The organism is Pseudomonas sp. LLC-1, assembly GCF_002992185.1.
Lineage (GTDB): Bacteria > Pseudomonadota > Gammaproteobacteria > Pseudomonadales > Pseudomonadaceae > Aquipseudomonas > Aquipseudomonas monteilii.
The window spans coordinates 115,879-134,571 of record NZ_LUVY01000008.1 but is presented as its reverse complement, the minus strand read 5'-3'; the positions used below and the strand labels follow the sequence as shown (position 1 = coordinate 134,571).

Here is an 18,693-nt window from a genome sequence, read left to right as displayed (position 1 = left end):
GGCCCCGAATGGCTCAGACCCGGGCTTTGAACAATTCCTGATGCTGGCGGCACTGCTCGGCCGTCAGCATGAACACCCCATGCCCGCCGCGCTCGAATTCCAACCAGGCAAAGTCCACCTCAGGGTACAGCGCCTCGACATGCACCTGGCTGTTGCCCACCTCGACAATCAGCAAGCCCTTGTCAGTCAGATGGTCTGCCGCTTCAGCCAGCATGCGCCGCACCAGGTCCAGGCCGTCGTTGCCGCAGGCCAGGCCCAGCTCGGGCTCATGGTGGTACTCGGCCGGCATGTCATCGAAGTCTTCGGCATCGACATACGGCGGGTTGGACAGGATCAGGTCGAAACGCTGCCCCGGCAGGCCGCCAAAACCGTCACCCTGCACGGTGTACACGCGGCCGTCGAGGCCGTGGCGTTCGATGTTCTGGTTGGCCACTTCAAGCGCCTGGAACGACAGGTCAGCCAGCACCACCTCGGCCTCGGGGAACACGTCGGCAGCTACGATGCCGATGCAGCCCGAGCCGGTGCACAGGTCGAGAATGCGCGCAGGCTCGCTGGCCAGCCACGGCTCGAAGCGTTTTTCGATCAGTTCGCCAATGGGTGAGCGCGGTACCAGTACCCGTTCGTCGACGATGAACGACATGCCGCAGAACCAGGCCTCGCCCAGCAGGTAGGCGGCAGGCACGCGTTCTTCAATGCGGCGTTTGAGCAGGTGCTGCAGGCGTACCCGCTCGTCGTCCTCGAGCATGCAGTCCAGGTAGCTGTCGGCCACCTCCCATGGCAGGTGCACCGCACCCAGCACCAGCAGGCGGGCCTCGTCCCAGGCGTTGTCGGCACCGTGGCCGAAGAACAGGTCGTGCTCGTGGAAGCGGCTGACCGCCCAGCGGATGTAGTCGCGCAGCGTGCGCAGACGGGATGTGATCACGGGGTACTCCTATTTCAGACCGGACAAAAGTCTAACAGCCCCACCCGCACATTTGTTCCTTTGCCTTACCCAAAGGCTAGCCACAGGCCAGTAACCATGCCGCTTGCGTTGTCAACCATTCCCATTGGCGCCAAGGCAGGGGACAATAGGTATACAAAAGCCCTATCCAAGGAGCCCTTGATGTCCGTTCCAACCACGATGTTCCGCCTCACTGGCCGCGACTACCCGCCGGCCAAGCTGAGCCACGCCAGCCTGATCATCATCGATGCGCAAAAGGAGTACCTCAGTGGTCCCCTGCAGCTGTCGGGCATGGACGAGGCCGTGGCCAACATCGCCAGGTTGCTCGACGCCGCGCGCAAAAGCGGCCGTCCGATCATCCATGTACGCCACCTGGGCACTGTCGGTGGCCGCTTCGACCCACAGGGCCCGGCCGGCCAGTTCATTCCGGGGCTGGAGCCCCAGGAAGGCGAAATCGTCATCGAAAAGCGCATGCCTAACGCGTTCAAGAACACCAAACTGCACGAAACCCTGCAGGAGCTCGGCCACCTGGACCTGATCGTCTGCGGTTTCATGAGCCACTCCAGTGTCAGCACCACCGTGCGCCGCGCCAAGGACTATGGTTACCGGTGCACCCTGGTGGAAGACGCCTCGGCAACCCGCGACCTGGCCTTCAAGGACGGGGTAATCCCGGCCGCACAGATCCACCAGTGCGAAATGGCCGTGATGGCCGACAACTTCGCTTGCGTGGCCCCCACCGCCAGCCTGATCTAAGGGGCTGGGCACGACCGCCCGGCAGCCGGGCGGAACCCGATGGGCGGCAGCAGGTCGAATTCCGGATATCCACAGAGGAGAGCGGAATGAAGCTTAAAGGCAGTTTCGACGCCAAGCGCCTGCGCCCGCGCCAACCGCGTAACTGGGGCGCCCGCCTGGCGGCCGGCCTGTCGGCCCTGCTGGCGACCTTGGGCGTGCTGCTGGCCATGGCCGGTGTTGCCGGCCTGCTGGGTAACTACCCTGCCCTGCAAGAACTCAATGCCAACAAGCCGCTGTCCAGCATCCTCACCGGGGCTGGCTTGTTGCTGCTTTGGCTGGGTGTGCGGTTTTGGCGGCGCAGCCGTATTCGCTTGCGTCGCGGGCGGGAATTGAACCTCTCGCCACACCTGATGAAGAAGCATGATTGATGGCTTGGTATCACCTGCGCCCCACAGTCGCGTAAACTACGCCGCCAACGTGGAGGCATCATGCAAGACGACGATTTTTCCCTGTTCAAGGCCGAAGTGCGCGGCGTAAAGCAAATCCGCCACGACCGTGCCGAAGTCGGCAAGCCCAAGGCCGACCGCCAGCAGCTGGCTGGCCTTCGCCAGGCAGCGACAGTGCGCAGTGACAAGGCCCTGGTCATCGACGGCATGTCCGATCAGTTTGTTATCGACGTAGGCGCCGAAGACGAACTGATGTGGCGCCGCGACGGCGTGCAGGAAGGCCAGTTGCGCAAGCTGAAACTGGGGCAAATCCCGTTCGAAGGCAGCCTCGACCTGCACGGCATGACCGTGGAAAAGGCCCGCGAAACCCTGTGGGACTTCATCGCCGAAGCCACCAAGCTGGAAGTGCGCTGCGTGCGGGTGACCCACGGCAAGGCCGCACGCCTGGACGGCAAGCGCCCGATGATCAAGAGCCACGTCAACACCTGGCTGCGCCAGCACCCGCAGGTGCTCGGTTTTGCCTCGTGCAGCGCCCGCCACGGCGGCACCGGCGCGGTGTATGTGATGCTCAAGCGAACCATGCTCGAAGGCCGCGACGAGTAACGCCGCGCTTGCAGCGCCGCCCGCACCGCCGTACCCTTCGTTTTTGCGATTTTTTCCCACAGGTAGATCCATGTCCCTGGAACAGAACTACACCGAGATCCTCAGCCAGATTGGCGAGGACGTCTCCCGTGAGGGCCTGCTCGACACGCCCAAGCGGGCTGCAAAGGCGATGAAGTACCTTTGCCGCGGTTATGAGCAAACACTGGAAGAAGTCACCAACAACGCTTTGTTCAGCTCTGACAACAGCGAAATGGTGCTGGTCCGGGACATCGAGCTGTATTCGATGTGCGAACACCACATGCTGCCGTTCATCGGCAAGGCACACGTTGCCTACCTGCCCAAGGGCAAGGTACTGGGCCTGTCCAAGGTTGCGCGTATCGTCGACATGTACGCCCGCCGCCTGCAGATCCAGGAAAACCTCAGCCGCCAGATCGCCGAAGCCGTGCAGCAGGTAACCGGTGCCGCCGGCGTGGCCGTGGTGGTCGAAGCCAAGCACATGTGCATGATGATGCGCGGTGTCGAGAAGCAGAACTCGACCATGATCACTTCGGTGATGCTGGGTGAGTTCCGCGAGAACGCCGCCACCCGCAGCGAGTTCCTCAGCCTGATCAAGTGATTGGCTGCTGACCCCAAGCCGACCCCGCCGGGTCGGCTTTTTCATTTCAGGAGTTGCCCATGATCGTCAAAGCCCTGCGGGTTGGCCTCGGCCAGCTCATCGTGTTCGGCGACTGGATCAGCCGCCCGGCCAAGCGCAAACGCGACGCCGCAGCCCAGGCCCGCGTCGAGCAAGCGGCCAAGGGCCTGGCGCTGTACCAGTTCCACGCCTGCCCGTTCTGCGTCAAGACCCGCCGCACCCTGCACCGGCTGAACGTGCCGGTGGCGCTGCGCGATGCCAAGAACGACCCGGTGCATCGTCAGGCCCTGCAAGAGGGTGGCGGCCGGGTGAAAGTGCCGTGCTTGCGGATCGAGGAAGGTGACAAAGTGACCTGGATGTATGAGTCCAAAGCCATCATTGCCTACCTGGATGAGCGGTTTGCTTCAGTCTGATGATCTGTAGCTTTCCTGCACCGGCCTCTTTGCAGGTTCACCCGCGAAGAGGCCGGTGCAGGCTAAAGATCAACCCACCATCGGCACATGCCGCGGGTGGCTGCTGACCCGCTCCAGCCAGGCCCGTACCGCCGGGTAATCGGCCAGATCGAACCCGCCCTGCTGCGCCACATGGGTGTAGGCATACAACGCCACATCGGCAATCGAATACTGCTCACCTACCAGATACGGCGTCATCTGCAACTGCCGCTCCATCACCTTCAGTGCCTTGTAACCACCCTTGTGCAGCTTGCGGTACTCCTCCAGGCGCTCATCCGGCAGCCCCAGGTAGAACTGGATAAACCGGGCCACGGCAATGTACGGCTCATGGCTGTACTGCTCGAAGAACTGCCACTGCAGCACCTGGGTACGCAAACGCGGTTCGCTGGGCAGGAACTCGCTGCCATCGGCCAGGAAGTTGAGAATGGCATTGGACTCCCACAGGTAACTGCCATCTTCCAGTTCCAGCACCGGCACCTTGCCATTAGGGTTCATCGCCAGAAACTCGGGCGTTTCGGTCTCGCCCTTGAGGATATCCACCGGGTGCCATTCATACGGCCGGCCCAGCAGGCTCAACATCAGCTTGACCTTGTAGCAGTTGCCCGACTGGTAGTCGCCATAGACCTTGTACATTGCCCCTCCCCTTCCAAGCAGTTTTGCATTTGCGCCCAATAGTTGGCGACTGTACGGCTAAAAGCAATGGCCGCTGTATGGCAAGGATCAACCTTGCGCGCTGTAGTCTGAAAAAACTGCTTACACCTTTACAAGGACATTGTTCATGACCGATGCCACCTCCGCACGCCTGCGGCCCCTGGCAGACAGCTCCCCGTCGGCGGTCGTCGCCGGCTTTATTGCCATGCTCACCGGCTATACCAGTTCGCTGGTGCTGATGTTCCAGGCCGGCCAGGCAGCCGGGCTTACCACTGCACAGATTTCGTCCTGGATCTGGGCGCTTTCAATCGGCATGGCGGTGTGCAGCATCGGCCTGTCACTGCGCTACCGCACACCGATCACCGTCGCCTGGTCCACCCCCGGTGCCGCCTTGCTGATCACCAGCCTGGGCGGCGTGAGCTATGGCGAAGCCATTGGCGCCTACATCACCTGCGCCGTGCTGGTGCTCATCTGCGGCCTGACCGGCAGCTTCGAGCGCCTGGTCAAACGCATCCCGGCTTCGCTGGCCTCGGCGCTGCTGGCGGGCATTCTGTTCAAGATCGGCAGCGAAATCTTCGTTGCCGCCCAGCACCGCACGTTGCTGGTGCTGGGCATGTTCTTCAGCTACCTGCTGGTCAAGCGCCTGTCGCCGCGCTACTGCGTGCTGGCCGCGCTGCTGGTGGGCACTGCGTTATCCGGGGCCTTGGGCCTGCTGGACTTCAGCGGCTTCCACCTGGAAGTGGCCAAACCGGTATGGACCACCCCGAGCTTCTCGCTGGCAGCCACCATCAGCATCGGCATTCCGCTGTTCGTGGTAGCGATGACCTCGCAGAACATGCCCGGCGTGGCTGTGCTGCGCGCCGACGGCTACCAGGTGCCGGCCTCGCCACTGATCTCGGCCACTGGCTTTGCCTCGCTGCTACTGGCACCATTCGGTTCGCATGGGGTTAACCTGGCGGCGATCAGCGCGGCGATCTGCACGGGGCCGCATGCCCATGAAGACCCGGCCAAGCGCTACACCGCAGCAGTGTGGTGCGGGATTTTCTATGGCATTGCCGGGGTGTTCGGCGCGACCCTGGCGGCGTTGTTTGCGGCGCTGCCGAAAGAGCTGGTGCTGTCGATTGCCGCCTTGGCGCTGTTTGGTTCGATCATGAACGGGCTGACCGTGGCCATGAGCGAGGCGCGTGAGCGGGAGGCGGCGTTGATCACCTTTATGGTCACGGCTTCGGGGCTGACACTGTTTTCGATTGGCTCGGCGTTCTGGGGGATTGTGGCGGGGGTGGTGACCTTGATGATCCTCAACCCGCGTAAAGCCTGACGGTTTTATGTTGCCTGTGCCGCGAAGAGGCCGGCACAGGCAATAGACATTCCTGGCCCGGCTCACAACCTGAAATGCCCCACCATCCCTTTCAAATCCGTACCCAACTGCGCCAGCTCCACACTGGACCTGGCATTGTCCTGCATCGCCAACGCCGCCTGATCCGCACTGCCGCGAATCTGCGTGACACTGCGACTGATCTCCTCCGCCACCGAGCTTTGCTGCTCGGCCGCGGCGGCAATCTGCTGGTTCATCTGCTGAATCAACGAAACCGCCGCCGCAATGCTGCCCAACGCACTCTCGGTCTGTAGCGCATCTGCCACTGCCAGGCGCACCAGTTCGGTACTGCCGCGAATCTGCGCCACCGACTGCTGGGCGTTGCCACGCAGGCTGGCGACCAGTGTCTCGATCTGCTCGGTAGACTGCCGGGTACGCCGCGCCAAGGCGCGTACTTCATCGGCCACCACGGCAAAACCACGCCCCTGCTCACCCGCACGGGCGGCCTCGATGGCAGCGTTGAGCGCCAGCAGGTTGGTCTGCTCGGCCACGCTCTTGATCACTTCCAGCACATCGCCAATGGTGTGGATTTCGGCGCTGAGGCTGTCGATACCGGCACTGGCCGTTTCCGCCGCCGCCGCCAACTGCTCGATGCGCTGCATGCTCTGACGCACCACCTGTTGCCCCGACTCGACCTTGTCGTCCGCAGCCTGTGCCGCCTGCGCCGCTTCCTCGGCATTGCGCGCCACATCGTGCACAGTGGCGGTCATCTGCTGCATGGCGGTGGCCACCTGTTCGGTTTCCTCTTTCTGGCTGCCCACCTCGCGGTTGGTCTGCTCGGTCACTGCCGACAACGCCTGGGCATTGCCCGCCAGCTGCTCGATACCTTGCTGCAAGCCACTGACAATACCCGACAGGCCCGCCGCCATCTGCTGCATGGCCTGCATCAGTTGCCCCACTTCGTCACGACGTGGCGCCTGGGCGTCGAACCCCAACTCGCCAGCGGCAATGCGCTGGGCACGGGCGATCACATGCTTGAGCGGGCCGACGACCGCACGGGTAATCAGCCAGGCTGCCAGCAAGCCGACAACCAGCGCCAATGCCGTGGCCAGGCCAATAGCTATGGCATTGCGCTGCAGCTCACCCTGCAGCACCTGTTCCTGGCCCAGATAGGCCTGGTCGACCCGGCCGGTGACTTGCTCGGCGCTGGCTTGCAACTGGGCTTTGAGCCCCTGCTCACGGGCCAGCTGGTCGGTGTATTCGTTGAGTTTTTCCGAGAAGCTGCCAATGTGCCCCGCCACCTCGCCCAATACACTCTGGTAGCCGGCATCACTGACCGTACCCTGCAACTGGCCCACCAGGCTGGCGGCTTCCACCGTCTGGGCAATACGTTCCTGGCTTACGCCCTCTTCACCCTTGCGGCTTTTTTCCAGGCGCACCCGCGCTTCGTCCATGGCCTGCAACATCAGCCGCGACACCTGCGCCACCTGCGCAGCCTGCTCCAGAAACTCGCCGCCCTGCTGGCCCTGGGACTGCTTGAGGGTATACACACCGTCATCGGCCAGGCCGGCCTGCAGCACATCGAGGTTATTGGCCACGCTGGACACCGACCAGCTGGCCATGTCCAGCGCCAGCTCCTTGGCCTGCACAGCCTCCACAAAGGCCTCGAATGCCTCGCCGTAGGCGGTCAGGTCGCTTTGCGCCGCCGCCAGCGACGGCAAGCCACGGGCGCGCTCGGCAAGGCCCTGCAGGCCGTTGCGCAAAGCCTCGGCCTGCTGGATGTCGGAGCGCAAGGCAAACGCCTGCTCGTGCTGGCGCAAGCGCAGCAGGTCGGTATTGAACTGCGCCAACTGGCGCAAACTGTCAAAACGCTGGCCAACGCTGTGCAAGGCAGCAATGCCGATGGCCGCCACTGCCAGGGTAAGCACCAGCACCAGGGCAAAGCCTAAGCCGAGTTTGCGGGCCATGCCCAGGTTGGCCAGCACACCGTGCTTGCTCGCGCCCATCGCCGACTCCCCTTCTGCGTGTAAGGTTATCCCGAGGGCCAAGGGTGGCAACGTTGCCAACCGATGAACAAGGGCCTGGCGTCAGAATAGTGTCAAATAGCTATGAGCGTGTCGTTTTCAGCTTGGCAGAGGTCGCCCTGCATGCCGGAGGAAAGCCTGAACGCGGGAATCCTGCCCGTAAGCGACATTGATACGCAGCCAGGCTGCTGGCCTCGCCGTGGCATTCAACGGCGCTGCCAGGCACAGTATCGGCTCAGATCGCCGTCGCCCCACCGTCCACTGTCAGGCAATGCCCGGTGGTAAACGCCGCGCCGTCGCTGCACAGGTACAACACGGCGCTGGCAATTTCCTCGACCTTGCCGATCCGCCCCACCGGGTGCATGGCGGCGGCGAACTCGGCTTTGCGCGGGTCCGCCTCGTAGGCACGACGGAACATGTCGGTGTCGATCACTGCCGGGCAAACGGCGTTCACACGGATGCCCTTCTTCGCGTACTCGATGGCCGCCGACTTGGTCAGGCCAATCACCGCATGTTTGCTGGCACTGTAAATGCTCATCTTCGGTGCCGCCCCCAATCCCGCCACCGAAGCGGTATTGACGATTACCCCACCGCCCTGGGCCAGCAGCAAGGGCAGCTGGTATTTCATGCACAACCACACGCCCTTCACGTTCACACCCATGATGGCATCGAACTCGGCCTCGCTACCCTCTGCCAGGCGGTTTTGCTCTATCTCGATGCCGGCGTTGTTGTAGGCGTAGTCCAGCCGACCGTATGCGGTAATCAGCCGCTCATGCAACTGACGCACCTCGGCGTCGCGGGTAACGTCGCAGGCAATGAACAGCGCGTCACCGCCCGCCGCGTGAATCAGCGCTACAGTGGCTTCGCCGCCAATCGGGTCGAGGTCGGCTACCACCACTTTCAGGCCCTCACGGGCAAACGCCAGGGCAGTTGCCCGGCCGATACCGGCGGCGGCGCCGGTAACCAGGGCTACCTGGCCAGAAAAGGTCATGCTCATCGCGTGCTCCTGTGAGGGTTGGCTGGGGTTCAGAGCATAGTCAGCCACCGCAGGGCCGGGCAGCATCATCACACCAGCGGTTGGGCTACCATGCTTGTCAGTGATGTTACGGACCTGGCTACATCAACAAGGTAGATTGAACGCCTGACTCCCTCCACTGCCCACAAGGACCCGCCATGACCCAGACCAACCGCCGTTTCCTGCTCGCCAAACGCCCGGTCGGCGCCGTGCGCCGTGATGACTTCAACTTCGAGACCGTACCCACCGAACAACCCGGCGAAGGCCAGGTACTGGTGCGCAACCTGTACCTGTCACTGGACCCGGCCATGCGCGGCTGGATGAACGAAGGCAAGTCTTACATCCCGCCTGTGGCCCTGGGCCAGGTGATGCGTGCACTGGGCGTTGGCGAAGTGGTTGCCTCCAACCACCCCGCCTTCAAGCCGGGCGACCATGTAAGCGGCGCCCTTGGCGTGCAGAACTACTTCACTGGCGAGCCCCAGGGCCTGCACAAGATCGACCCCAACCTGGCGCCCCTGCCCCGCTACCTGTCGGCACTGGGCATGACCGGCATGACCGCCTATTTCGCCCTGCTGGACGTCGGCCAGCCAAAGGCCGGCGACACCGTGGTCATTTCCGGCGCGGCCGGTGCGGTGGGCAGCATTGTCGGACAGATCGCCAAGGTCAAAGGCTGCCACGTGGTCGGTATTGCCGGCGGCGCCGAGAAGTGCCAGTACCTGAAGGACGAACTGGGCTTTGACGGGGTGATCGACTACAAAGCCGAAGACGTGCTGGCCGGCCTGAAGCGTGAATGCCCCAAAGGCGTGGACGTGTACTTCGACAACGTGGGCGGCGACATCCTCGATGCCGTGCTGACCCGCATCAACTACAAGGCCCGTATCGTGATTTGCGGCGCCATCAGCCAGTACAACAACAACAAAGAGGCCGTCAAAGGCCCGGCCAACTACCTGTCGCTGCTGGTGAACCGTGCGCGCATGGAAGGCTTTGTTGTGATGGATTACAGCAAGGACTACGGCAAGGCCGCGCTGGAGATTGCCGGGTGGCTGGCCAGTGGGCAGGTGAAGAGCAAGGAGGATGTGGTGGAGGGGCTGGAGACGTTCCCCGAGACACTGTTGAAGCTGTTCAGTGGGGAGAACTTTGGCAAGTTGGTGCTGAAAGTCTAACGCCGGAAAGCCTGCGCCGCCCCCCCTGCAGGAGCGGCGCAGGCCCTTAAATCGGGCGTCAGCCCCGGTTGTGGCGCTTTCGCCGCTTGCAGTTTCCCCCGCCCGCCCTACATTCAGGCATCCACAGACACCCATTACGCAGGGCAGCGATAAGGTGGGCAACCCATGCAGCAACGCTTGAATGCCGGACTCGACTTTTGCAGGATCGCCGCCTGCTTCATGGTCATACTGCTTCACATTGCATCAGCCGGGGCAATGCAACTGGATGACAACTGGATGTCCTCCAACATCTACAACTCCTTGGTCAGGTCTTGCGTCCCCCTGTTCCTGATGCTGTCTGGCGCCCTGCTGCTTGAGCGGACAGAGGGTGCAATCACGTTCTACCAGAAACGCTTTGTGCGCATACTGCCGCCGTTGCTCTTCTGGTCGGTGTTCTACGCGCTGTGGCGGACTACCCTGGGCACCGGGTACGGCAGCATGTGGCAAGCGGCAGTGGCCATGCTCCACGGCCCTGTCTACTACCACCTCTGGTACCTGTACGCGATCATCGGCATCTACCTGTTCATGCCATTCATGGCCAAGGTCTACCAACATTGCGGATTGCAGGAAAAGCGTGTGTTCCTGGGCCTGTGGCTGGTGATCAGTTGCCTGCTGCCCACCGCCGCACAGTACAGCCCGGCGCTGGCCAACATGGTGCATACCTATGAGCTGTTTTCGTTCATGGGGTATGCGGGCTACGCGTTTCTGGGGGCTTATGTGTTTGAACAGATTCGCCAGCACGGCCCTGGCAACAACTGGGTAAATCTTGGCGGGTTCGCCATCAGCGGCCTCCTGACCGCCGCCGCCACGCATGCCATGTCCATGCTGCAAGGGCAGCCCAGCCAGATTTTCTATTCCTACGTATCTCCGTTGGTGGTACTGGCCGCCATCTTTGCCTTTCGCCTGCTACTTGCGCTGGGTGGCCAACTGGTACAGCACAGCAAACTGCTGGCCGAGCTGTCAGGTTGCACGTTGGGGCTGTACTGCTTGCACGTGTTCATCATGAACCGGGCCAGCCTCCTTTATGGTCCACTGATCGAGGGGCATTCGCTGGCGTGGTTGATTCCGTTGCTGGCAGTGGCGGTGTTCGTGCTGACATGGGTACCGATCTACTTGCTCAGGCTGTTCAAGCCAGTGCGCGTCGTAATCTGACCGCGGCTGCCGAAGTGGGGTGCAAACCCTGTCGGCGGCCAATAAAAAAGGCCAGCACACAGGTGCTGGCCTTTCTGTGACACACAGGCTACTTACCCGCGAATCTCCGCCACCACCGCCGCCAGCGCCTGCGCCGGGTCTGCCGCCTGGCTGATCGGACGGCCGATCACCAGGTAATCCGAACCTGCATCCAGCGCCTGACGCGGGGTGAGGATACGGCGCTGGTCATCCTGCGCACTGCCCGCCGGGCGAATACCCGGGGTCACCAGTTGCAACGACGGGTGCGCAGCCTTCAACGCCGGGGCTTCCAGCGCCGAGCACACCAAACCGTCCATGCCAGCCTTCTGCGCCAATGCCGCCAGACGCAGCACCTGCTCTTGCGGGTCGATATCCAGGCCGATACCGGCCAGGTCTTCACGCTCCATGCTGGTCAGCACGGTCACGCCGATCAACAACGGCTGCGGGCCGCTACGCTTGGCCAGCTCTTCACGGCAGGCGGCCATCATGCGCAGGCCACCGGAGCAATGCACGTTCACCATCCACACACCCATCTCGGCGGCTGCCTTGACCGCCATGGCGGTGGTGTTGGGAATGTCGTGGAACTTGAGGTCCAGGAACACTTCGAAGCCTTTGTCGCACAGGGTTTCGACAATGCCCGAAGCGCTGCTGGTGAACAGCTCCTTGCCAACCTTCACCCGGCACAGCGCAGGGTCAAGCTGGTCAGCCAGCTTCAGGGCGGCCTCACGGGTAGGGAAATCCAGGGCGACGATCAGGGGCGTCTGGCAGGCGGACATGGGCAGGGTCTCTTGGCAAGTCGAAAACGGCGCGCATTGTAAACGAAGTGACGCAGGCTTTGGGGCCCACGGGTCACGGAATTGGCCCGACGGCGGCTGGCTCCTATAATTGAACCAATGGAACGGGCTACTGCTCAAATTTTGTACAAGCAATGCTCCCCCCGTTTAAGGAGAACGACAATGCCCTGGTATGCCTGGCTGATCCTCATCATAGCCCTCGGCTCCATCGTCGGTGGGCTGATGATGCTGCGCGACACGGCAAAAAAACTGCCCCTGACCGAAGAACAATTGCGCAAGGTGCATGAGCGCAATGCCGAAGCGGATGCGAAGGATGCGCAGGACCGGTAAAAGGTTAAAGCAACGGGTTAAAACCCAAGATGACGGGCAATTTTTTGACGCCCACAAAAGCAATGGATAAGCCATTGTTTTATTGAATTTTTATTACTAATGGCGTTGCCCCCCTCAACATATAAAGCCGCCCCCACATAAACCACCCATTCAACAATGAACGTGGTGACTGCAGGAGCGGCCTTGAGCCACGATGGGCTGCAAAGCAGCCGTTGCCGCGCTCCTTACTCCACCATCACCTTATCCCGGTTGCGCTCCAGCAACGCATTCCCGATCCCTTTTATCTCCAACAGCTCATCCACCGAAGCGAACGGCCCATTGGCCTCACGGTAGGCCACGATGGCCTCGGCCTTGGCCTTCCCGATGCCGTTCAGCTCCTTCTGCAAGGTCAGTGCATCAGCCTTGTTCAGGTCAAGCCGTGGCGCCTCCTGCGCCTGCATCTGGGCCACAACCGGCACCGGCTCGGGCACCGCCGTGGCACTGGCAGGTGCCGCGCTGAGGGAGAACGACAGGCTGGCGAACAGCGGCAGCAGCAGGTACGACAGAACGTTGTTACGCATGAGTGAACACTCCTTGGGTTGGTCATTTTCCAACAGCCGTTTTCCTTCGGCTGCGCAATCAACCCTAGCGGTTCTGCCATTTTGCAAACAGTCACTTGACCTGGTTAATCGTTACCGAATCAAACATTAAAAAAACCAACTTCGACCCCCCAAAAATGATGGCGTTCAGCCATGTTTCGAGTTAACTTCATGAAAAAAAAGCGATGGCAAATCGCCGCTAGGTAAATTCCCGTTTAACCTGGCTTTCATTCAGACCAAAAGCTGTTGTTTTTCCTACAAGCCTTGCCGGACAAGGCTCCCACCCGTTCGTCGCATACGATAGTTATATTGACTTCGTTGGCATGATGTCTGTATGGCATCAAACAATCGTTTTATCCGATATATATATCCAACATCGGATCCAATCCCTAGATATTTATGGGCAAATTCGCTCGATCAGGGGAAAAAAACGTGCCAGACGGGATGCCATATTGATGACAAAATGATAAATTCTCGGCCATAGGACAGCCGCTTCGCTTGAAGGATCCGAGCAATATGAAATTTTTTTCACCTCCCCCTCACTGGCCCTGCCCGATTTCGGTCGTGCTGCGCCAGCCAGGCCCCCCTCGGCCGACCTGAGCAACACCCAGATCCTCGCGTTTAGCAGTCGTTCCAACCGCCTTCACTCAATACACAGAAGACCGTCGCCGTGTCCCTCAAGACCCTCATCGTATTTGGCACCCGCCCAGAAGCCATCAAAATGGCACCACTGGCCCTCAACCTTGCCCAGGACGACCGTTTCGAGTCGCGCGTCTGCGTAACCGGCCAACATCGTCAGATGCTTGACCAGGTACTGGAGCTGTTCGAGATCACGCCCGACTACGACTTGAACATCATGAAGCCAGGCCAGGACCTGACCGACGTGACCACTGCCATCCTGCAGGGCCTGAAGCCTGTGCTGGCCGAGTTCAAGCCCGACGTGGTGCTGGTGCACGGCGACACCGCAACAACACTGGCCACCAGCCTGGCCGCCTACTACCAGCAGATTCCGATCGCCCATGTGGAAGCAGGCCTGCGCACCGGCAACCTGTACTCGCCATGGCCGGAAGAAGGCAACCGCCGCCTGACCGGCGCCCTGGCCGCCCTGCACTTCGCGCCAACCTCCACCTCGCAGGACAACCTGCTGCGTGAAGGCACTGACGCCGCGACCATCTACACCACCGGCAACACGGTGATCGACGCGCTGCTGGAAGTCGTCCGCAAGCTGGAAAGCCCGGCCCTGAAAAACCAGTTCGAAGCCCAGTTCAGCTTCCTGAACCCCGAACGCCGCATGGTGCTGGTCACTGGCCACCGCCGTGAAAACTTTGGTGGCGGCTTCGAGCGCATCTGCCAGGCGCTGGTACACACCGCGCGTCAATTCCCTGACGTGGATATCGTCTACCCGGTGCACCTCAACCCGAACGTGCGCGAACCGGTGAACCGCCTGCTGGCTGACGTCAACAACATCCACCTGATCGAACCGCTGGACTACCTGCCGTTCGTGTACCTGATGACCCGCTCGTACCTGATCCTCACCGACTCCGGCGGCATCCAGGAAGAAGCCCCTGCCCTGGGCAAGCCGGTACTGGTCATGCGTGACACCACCGAGCGCCCGGAAGCCGTGGCTGCCGGCACCGTCAAGCTGGTAGGCACCGACGTGGAATCGATTACCGAGAACCTGGCAAAACTGCTCACCGACGACGCGACCTACCGCGAGATGAGCTTTGCCCATAACCCTTACGGCGATGGAAAAGCGTGCACGCGAATCCTCGACGCACTTTCCGCATTCTCTAACTCCAAGGACGCAGCATGAGTTTCAACAAAATTTCCGTCGTAGGCCTGGGCTATATCGGCCTGCCAACCGCCGCCGTTTTCGCCGCCCGCAAGAAGCACGTGATCGGTATCGATGTGAACCAGCACGCGGTCGACACCATCAACCGTGGCGAGATCCACATCGTCGAGCCTGAGCTGGACATGGTGGTACACGCAGCGGTAACCGAAGGTTTCCTGCGCGCCTCCACCGTGCCAGAAGCTGCCGACGCCTTCCTGATCGCCGTGCCGACCCCGTTCATGGATGACCACCAGCCGGACCTGAGCTACATCGAGTCCGCCAGCAAGGCCATTGCGCCCGTGCTGAAAAAAGGCGACCTGGTCATCCTGGAGTCCACCTCCCCGGTCGGCGCCACCGAGCAGATGGCCTTCTGGCTGGCACAAGCCCGCCCGGACCTGAGCTTCCCACAAACCCACGGCGAAGACTCCGACATCCGCATTGCCCACTGCCCTGAGCGCGTACTGCCAGGCCACGTGCTGCGCGAACTGGTAGAAAACGACCGCATCATCGGCGGCATGACCAAGAAGTGCTCGGACGCAGCCGTACGCCTGTACCGCACCTTCGTTGAAGGCGAGTGCATCGTCACCAACGCCCGCACTGCCGAAATGTGCAAGCTGACCGAAAACAGCTTCCGTGACGTGAACATTGCCTTCGCCAACGAACTGTCGATCATCTGCGACAAGCTGGACATCGACGTGTGGGAGCTGATTCGCCTGGCCAACCACCACCCACGCGTCAACATTCTGCAGCCTGGCCCGGGTGTTGGCGGCCACTGCATCGCGGTAGACCCATGGTTCATCGTCAGCCAGACCCCAGAGCAGGCTCGCCTGATCCGCACCGCCCGTGTGGTCAACGACAGCAAACCTGAGTGGGTAATCGACAAGGTCAAGATGGCGCTGGCCAACTTCCTGATCAAAAACCCGGGCAAGTCGGCCCAGCAAGTGAAAATCGCCTGCTACGGCCTGGCCTTCAAGGCCGACATCGACGACCTGCGCGAAAGCCCTGCCCTGAGCATCGCCGAACGCCTGGGCAACGAGCTGGAAGCCACCCTGCAGCTGGTCGAGCCGAACATCGAAGCCCTGCCGCAGCGCCTGGCGCGCCACGAGCACGTCGATTTCGTCTATGCCCAAGACAGCGCAGATATTCACGTATTGCTGGTAAAGCACCGTGAATTCAAAGAAGCCTTCAACGTCCGAGACGCCGCATTCGTAATCGATGCTGCTGGCGTTACTCAAAACTGAACCCTTTGCTCTGATGGAACGTTTTGACCTCTCCCTCACGATTTACCGGTTCGCCCGGCGAGCCGTGGTGGCCGGTCAAAATGTTCATGCACCTGCGTTCACGCTCCGTGGCAGACCACATTCCCTAATCCGGAATGTTTCTGCCACTTTGAACAAGGTGTAACGATCATGAAAAAAATTGCCATGATCGTATGGAACGAGTTTCTCAATGATGCCCGCGTGCTCAAAGAGGCTCAGACCCTTCAAAACGCGGGTTACCAGGTTAGGGTGTTCGCCCTGCACAAGCCTGGTGTGACACAGCCAAGTGAAACCCTGTTAGACGGCATTCAAGTACTGCGTGTACGTCCTGACCTGTTCTCGCTTTGGCCGAAAAACAAGCTGGCCTCGCAAGATAAAAAAGCCAAGCCGCTAGCTCAAACTGAATCTCGCGTTTCTGCGCCAATGCTGATGCTTCGTGCCTGTGGCAGGGCTTGGGCGCATCTAAAGTTCTTCGCCTACGTAGTGAGCTATCGGCCAGACGCCGTTCATGCTCACGATGTGAATACACTGCCTACCGCTTGGCTAGCAGCCGTCACTAGCCGGGCTGCACTGGTTTACGACGCTCATGAAATAAGCACTAGCCGTGAAGGCTACAAAAACATACGGCGGATAGTCGGCTTTATCGAAAAGCATCTAATGCCTCGCGCTTCGGGTGTCATTACTACTACCGACGCTCGTTCAACATTTTTTGCCAGAGCGTATGGTGTCGTGCGACCTATGGTTCTCCAGAACCGACCACGCTACCTACCGAGTGCTCACACCAACCGAATTCGTAATGAATTGGCCTTGGATAAGCCATGGCCCATCGTCCTTTATCAAGGTGGCCTGCAACAGGGCCGTGGTTTGCAGAAGTTGGTACATGCTGCCACCCTGGTTCCTCATGCCTATTTCGTCTTCATAGGTGGCGGCCGCTTGACACAATCACTGATCAACCTAAGCCAGTCGCTGGGTGTGAGTGATCGCGTGCATTTTATTCCAACTGTCAGATTGGCTGAACTGCCTGAATACACAGCATCCGCAGACATTGGTGTTCAGCCTATCGAAAACACTTGCTTTAACCATTTCACCACAGACTCAAACAAGCTGTTTGAGTACTTGATAGCTGGCCTTCCAATTATCGCGACCAATCTGCCCGAGATCAGAAAGGTGGTTGATACATATAGCGTCGGCCTGCTTCTCAACGGAAAGGATACCCAAGCACTCGCAAGCGCAGTAAAACGCCTGATTGAAAACCCAGCCATGCGGAAAACCATGGCGGGCAACTCGGAACGTGCTGCACTGAAACTTAACTGGGAAGAACAGGAATATAAATTGGTTGAAATGTACAACCAGTTACTTGGCAAAAGTGTCGGGGTTCGCTCATGAGCCCTAGAATCCTAATTCTCAGTTTTTATTACACTCCCGACCTTTCTGCAGGGGCATTTCGTGCGGAAGCATTGGTAAAGTCGCTCCAACTCCAGCTGGGGGACAGTGCTGAGATCGACGTAATCACGACACGTCCGAACCGCTATCATAACTATGTGAAAGACGCGCCTCAATCTGAGCAAAACGGAACCATCAACATTCGAAGAGTTGATCTTCCTTGTCACAAGAGCGGAATCATAGACCAAACCCTTGCCTTTGTTGCCTATGCAAGGTCGGTCTATGCCTCAGTTAAAGGGCAGCGTTACGACTTAGTTGTAGCTACTTCGTCCAGGCTGATGACTGCCTCTCTTGGAGCACTGGTAGCAAAACGAACCCGCGCCCGCTTGTACCTGGATATTCGTGATATTTTCGTTGATACCCTGCCGGAACTGTTCCCCTATAGACTTGGTAAATTTGCAGCCACTATTTTTTCTCCAATTGAGCGGTGGACCATACGTCAAGCAAGCCGTGTAAATCTTATATCGCCTGGATTTCTACCCTACTTCTCCAAGCGCTATCCTGATTTGGCATTCGCGCAGTACACGAATGGTGTCGATGAGCTCTTTTTGAGTATGAAACCGGCTCAATCTCGCCTTGCTGAGTCTGATGACAAAAAGCGATTACGTGTCGTTTATGCCGGCAACCTCGGCGTCGGACAAGGCTTGCACCTGATCATTCCAAAGCTCGCTAAACGCTTGGAACATAGAGTGGAGTTCCATCTGATCGGAGCAGGCGGGGCATCTGACCGCCTATTCCGCGAACTGCAACTGCACGGCGTATCCAACGTGCTAATTAACCCTCCCATGAAACGGGACAAGTTACTCAAAGCCTATGAAGCCGCCGATGTGTTGTTCCTTCATTTGAACGACTTAAAAGCATTCAGAAAGGTATTACCATCCAAGCTATTTGAATACGCCGCAACAGGAAAGCCAATCTGGGCTGGCCTTACAGGTTATGCCCAACGCTTCGCCAACCATCGGATAAACAACATAGCCATATTCTCACCAGGTGATATTGAGAGCGCTATCGAAGCACTGGAGCAGCTGGACCTCGAGCACGTATGCAGGCAGAGTTTTGTAGCTCAATACTCTAGAACCTTCATCAAACAGCAGATGGCACAGGACATTTTTGAAACCTTGCCAAAACGAAGCCCGCAGGGCTAACCGAAACTTTTCATTTGAATCACTCACCTTAATTAAAGCAAATATCATGGAAGAAAATACAGCAAAGCAAAAGCCAAAAAATTGCCAGTAAGAAACTGACAAATTTAACAGACAACACTAATTTACCAC

The 18,693-nt window shown here is 59.8% G+C and carries 19 protein-coding genes and 1 pseudogene; 13 read left to right on the top strand and 7 right to left on the bottom strand.

The annotated features are described in order from the left end of the window. Window positions 1–13: 13 nt before the first annotated feature. Entirely contained in the window at window positions 14–922 is a 909-nt protein-coding gene (prmB, locus tag A0O30_RS07085; protein ID WP_016715065.1) for a 50S ribosomal protein L3 N(5)-glutamine methyltransferase, read from the bottom strand. Between the two features lie 180 nt (window positions 923–1,102). Between prmB and A0O30_RS07080 the strand changes: the two genes are divergently transcribed. The 5 genes from A0O30_RS07080 (at window position 1,103) to A0O30_RS07060 (ending at window position 3,768) form a co-directional block, all read left to right on the top strand. Further along, window positions 1,103–1,693 carry a cysteine hydrolase family protein gene (locus A0O30_RS07080; RefSeq protein WP_016715064.1) on the top strand — a complete coding sequence of 197 codons (591 nt, stop codon included), beginning with the start codon at window positions 1,103–1,105 and terminating at the stop codon, window positions 1,691–1,693. A gap of 86 nt (window positions 1,694–1,779) precedes the next feature. Continuing rightward, window positions 1,780–2,100: a hypothetical protein gene (locus A0O30_RS07075; protein ID WP_016715063.1), complete on the top strand. Its 321-nt coding sequence runs from the start codon at window positions 1,780–1,782 to the stop codon at window positions 2,098–2,100. A gap of 60 nt (window positions 2,101–2,160) precedes the next feature. Further along, window positions 2,161–2,721: a Smr/MutS family protein gene (locus tag A0O30_RS07070; RefSeq protein WP_016715062.1), complete on the top strand. Its 561-nt coding sequence runs from the start codon at window positions 2,161–2,163 to the stop codon at window positions 2,719–2,721. Window positions 2,722–2,791: 70 nt separating this feature from the next. Then, window positions 2,792–3,337 carry a GTP cyclohydrolase I FolE gene (gene folE, locus A0O30_RS07065; RefSeq protein WP_012271077.1) on the top strand — a complete coding sequence of 182 codons (546 nt, stop codon included), beginning with the start codon at window positions 2,792–2,794 and terminating at the stop codon, window positions 3,335–3,337. Between the two features lie 59 nt (window positions 3,338–3,396). Then, window positions 3,397–3,768, top strand: a complete 372-nt coding sequence (locus A0O30_RS07060; protein ID WP_105946012.1) for a glutaredoxin domain-containing protein — start codon at window positions 3,397–3,399, stop codon at window positions 3,766–3,768. A 69-nt stretch (window positions 3,769–3,837) separates the two neighbouring features. Here the strand turns inward: A0O30_RS07060 and A0O30_RS07055 are convergent, their stop codons facing one another. After that, the gene (locus A0O30_RS07055) at window positions 3,838–4,440 is read right to left on the bottom strand and encodes a glutathione S-transferase family protein (RefSeq protein ID WP_012271075.1); all 603 of its coding nucleotides are present in this window, start codon (window positions 4,438–4,440) and stop codon (window positions 3,838–3,840) included. A 145-nt stretch (window positions 4,441–4,585) separates the two neighbouring features. On the opposite strand from A0O30_RS07055, the gene A0O30_RS07050 reads away from it, so the two are divergent. After that, window positions 4,586–5,776: a benzoate/H(+) symporter BenE family transporter gene (locus A0O30_RS07050; protein ID WP_105946011.1), complete on the top strand. Its 1,191-nt coding sequence runs from the start codon at window positions 4,586–4,588 to the stop codon at window positions 5,774–5,776. 62 nt (window positions 5,777–5,838) lie between these two features. Here the strand turns inward: A0O30_RS07050 and A0O30_RS28170 are convergent, their stop codons facing one another. From A0O30_RS28170 to A0O30_RS07040, 3 genes and pseudogenes are all read right to left on the bottom strand, one after another. Next, window positions 5,839–6,543 (bottom strand): methyl-accepting chemotaxis protein, encoded by a 705-nt coding sequence (locus A0O30_RS28170; protein ID WP_371921617.1) that lies wholly within the window; start codon window positions 6,541–6,543, stop codon window positions 5,839–5,841. A 204-nt stretch (window positions 6,544–6,747) separates the two neighbouring features. Beyond that, window positions 6,748–7,227, bottom strand: a pseudogene (locus A0O30_RS28165) (methyl-accepting chemotaxis protein); the annotation flags it as partial. A gap of 805 nt (window positions 7,228–8,032) precedes the next feature. Next, the gene (locus tag A0O30_RS07040) at window positions 8,033–8,794 is read right to left on the bottom strand and encodes an SDR family oxidoreductase (RefSeq protein ID WP_105946009.1); all 762 of its coding nucleotides are present in this window, start codon (window positions 8,792–8,794) and stop codon (window positions 8,033–8,035) included. 176 nt (window positions 8,795–8,970) lie between these two features. Between A0O30_RS07040 and A0O30_RS07035 the strand changes: the two genes are divergently transcribed. Continuing rightward, a complete protein-coding gene (locus tag A0O30_RS07035; RefSeq protein WP_105946008.1) occupies window positions 8,971–9,975 on the top strand; it encodes an NADP-dependent oxidoreductase in 1,005 nt (334 codons plus the stop codon). 165 nt (window positions 9,976–10,140) lie between these two features. Continuing rightward, window positions 10,141–11,166 carry an acyltransferase gene (locus tag A0O30_RS07030; RefSeq protein ID WP_105946007.1) on the top strand — a complete coding sequence of 342 codons (1,026 nt, stop codon included), beginning with the start codon at window positions 10,141–10,143 and terminating at the stop codon, window positions 11,164–11,166. A 92-nt stretch (window positions 11,167–11,258) separates the two neighbouring features. Here the strand turns inward: A0O30_RS07030 and pyrF are convergent, their stop codons facing one another. Then, complete coding sequence (gene pyrF / locus A0O30_RS07025; RefSeq protein WP_019096946.1) at window positions 11,259–11,960, bottom strand: orotidine-5'-phosphate decarboxylase; 702 nt, start codon at window positions 11,958–11,960, stop codon at window positions 11,259–11,261. Between the two features lie 180 nt (window positions 11,961–12,140). Between pyrF and A0O30_RS07020 the strand changes: the two genes are divergently transcribed. Continuing rightward, window positions 12,141–12,308, top strand: a complete 168-nt coding sequence (locus A0O30_RS07020; protein WP_003252762.1) for a DUF2897 family protein — start codon at window positions 12,141–12,143, stop codon at window positions 12,306–12,308. Between the two features lie 224 nt (window positions 12,309–12,532). Here A0O30_RS07020 and A0O30_RS07015 read toward each other — a convergent pair whose 3' ends face one another. Beyond that, the gene (locus tag A0O30_RS07015; protein ID WP_016715053.1) at window positions 12,533–12,868 is read right to left on the bottom strand and encodes a ComEA family DNA-binding protein; all 336 of its coding nucleotides are present in this window, start codon (window positions 12,866–12,868) and stop codon (window positions 12,533–12,535) included. A gap of 688 nt (window positions 12,869–13,556) precedes the next feature. Between A0O30_RS07015 and wecB the strand changes: the two genes are divergently transcribed. The 4 genes from wecB to A0O30_RS06995 all read left to right on the top strand — a co-directional run bounded on the left by wecB (window position 13,557) and on the right by A0O30_RS06995 (window position 18,564). Continuing rightward, entirely contained in the window at window positions 13,557–14,699 is a 1,143-nt protein-coding gene (gene wecB / locus A0O30_RS07010; RefSeq protein WP_105946006.1) for a non-hydrolyzing UDP-N-acetylglucosamine 2-epimerase, read from the top strand. Further along, on the top strand, window positions 14,696–15,958 hold the full coding sequence (gene wecC, locus A0O30_RS07005) for a UDP-N-acetyl-D-mannosamine dehydrogenase (RefSeq protein WP_105946005.1): 1,263 nt from the start codon (window positions 14,696–14,698) through the stop codon (window positions 15,956–15,958). The genes wecB and wecC overlap by 4 nt, the downstream gene beginning before the upstream one ends. Before the next feature lie 168 nt (window positions 15,959–16,126). Then, window positions 16,127–17,362 (top strand): glycosyltransferase family 4 protein, encoded by a 1,236-nt coding sequence (locus A0O30_RS07000; RefSeq protein WP_105946004.1) that lies wholly within the window; start codon window positions 16,127–16,129, stop codon window positions 17,360–17,362. Beyond that, window positions 17,359–18,564, top strand: coding sequence for a glycosyltransferase family 4 protein (locus A0O30_RS06995; protein WP_105946003.1), 1,206 nt, complete (start codon window positions 17,359–17,361; stop codon window positions 18,562–18,564). Before A0O30_RS07000 ends, A0O30_RS06995 begins: the two co-directional genes overlap by 4 nt. The last annotated feature ends 129 nt before the right edge of the window (window positions 18,565–18,693 follow it).

What these genes read in the sequence shown, in the direction of transcription:
- A0O30_RS07080 (WP_016715064.1), top strand. Translation starts at nt 1,103, where the DNA reads ATGTCCGTTCCAACCACGATGTTCCGCCTCACTGGCCGCGACTACCCG.
- A0O30_RS07075 (WP_016715063.1), top strand. Translation starts at nt 1,780, where the DNA reads ATGAAGCTTAAAGGCAGTTTCGACGCCAAGCGCCTGCGCCCGCGCCAA.
- A0O30_RS07070 (WP_016715062.1), top strand. Translation starts at nt 2,161, where the DNA reads ATGCAAGACGACGATTTTTCCCTGTTCAAGGCCGAAGTGCGCGGCGTA.
- folE (WP_012271077.1), top strand. Translation starts at nt 2,792, where the DNA reads ATGTCCCTGGAACAGAACTACACCGAGATCCTCAGCCAGATTGGCGAG.
- A0O30_RS07060 (WP_105946012.1), top strand. Translation starts at nt 3,397, where the DNA reads ATGATCGTCAAAGCCCTGCGGGTTGGCCTCGGCCAGCTCATCGTGTTC.
- A0O30_RS07055 (WP_012271075.1), bottom strand. Translation starts at nt 4,440, where the DNA reads ATGTACAAGGTCTATGGCGACTACCAGTCGGGCAACTGCTACAAGGTC.
- A0O30_RS07050 (WP_105946011.1), top strand. Translation starts at nt 4,586, where the DNA reads ATGACCGATGCCACCTCCGCACGCCTGCGGCCCCTGGCAGACAGCTCC.
- A0O30_RS28170 (WP_371921617.1), bottom strand. Translation starts at nt 6,543, where the DNA reads ATGACCGCCACTGTGCACGATGTGGCGCGCAATGCCGAGGAAGCGGCG.
- A0O30_RS07040 (WP_105946009.1), bottom strand. Translation starts at nt 8,794, where the DNA reads ATGAGCATGACCTTTTCTGGCCAGGTAGCCCTGGTTACCGGCGCCGCC.
- A0O30_RS07035 (WP_105946008.1), top strand. Translation starts at nt 8,971, where the DNA reads ATGACCCAGACCAACCGCCGTTTCCTGCTCGCCAAACGCCCGGTCGGC.
- A0O30_RS07030 (WP_105946007.1), top strand. Translation starts at nt 10,141, where the DNA reads ATGCAGCAACGCTTGAATGCCGGACTCGACTTTTGCAGGATCGCCGCC.
- pyrF (WP_019096946.1), bottom strand. Translation starts at nt 11,960, where the DNA reads ATGTCCGCCTGCCAGACGCCCCTGATCGTCGCCCTGGATTTCCCTACC.
- A0O30_RS07020 (WP_003252762.1), top strand. Translation starts at nt 12,141, where the DNA reads ATGCCCTGGTATGCCTGGCTGATCCTCATCATAGCCCTCGGCTCCATC.
- A0O30_RS07015 (WP_016715053.1), bottom strand. Translation starts at nt 12,868, where the DNA reads ATGCGTAACAACGTTCTGTCGTACCTGCTGCTGCCGCTGTTCGCCAGC.
- wecC (WP_105946005.1), top strand. Translation starts at nt 14,696, where the DNA reads ATGAGTTTCAACAAAATTTCCGTCGTAGGCCTGGGCTATATCGGCCTG.
- A0O30_RS07000 (WP_105946004.1), top strand. Translation starts at nt 16,127, where the DNA reads ATGAAAAAAATTGCCATGATCGTATGGAACGAGTTTCTCAATGATGCC.
- A0O30_RS06995 (WP_105946003.1), top strand. Translation starts at nt 17,359, where the DNA reads ATGAGCCCTAGAATCCTAATTCTCAGTTTTTATTACACTCCCGACCTT.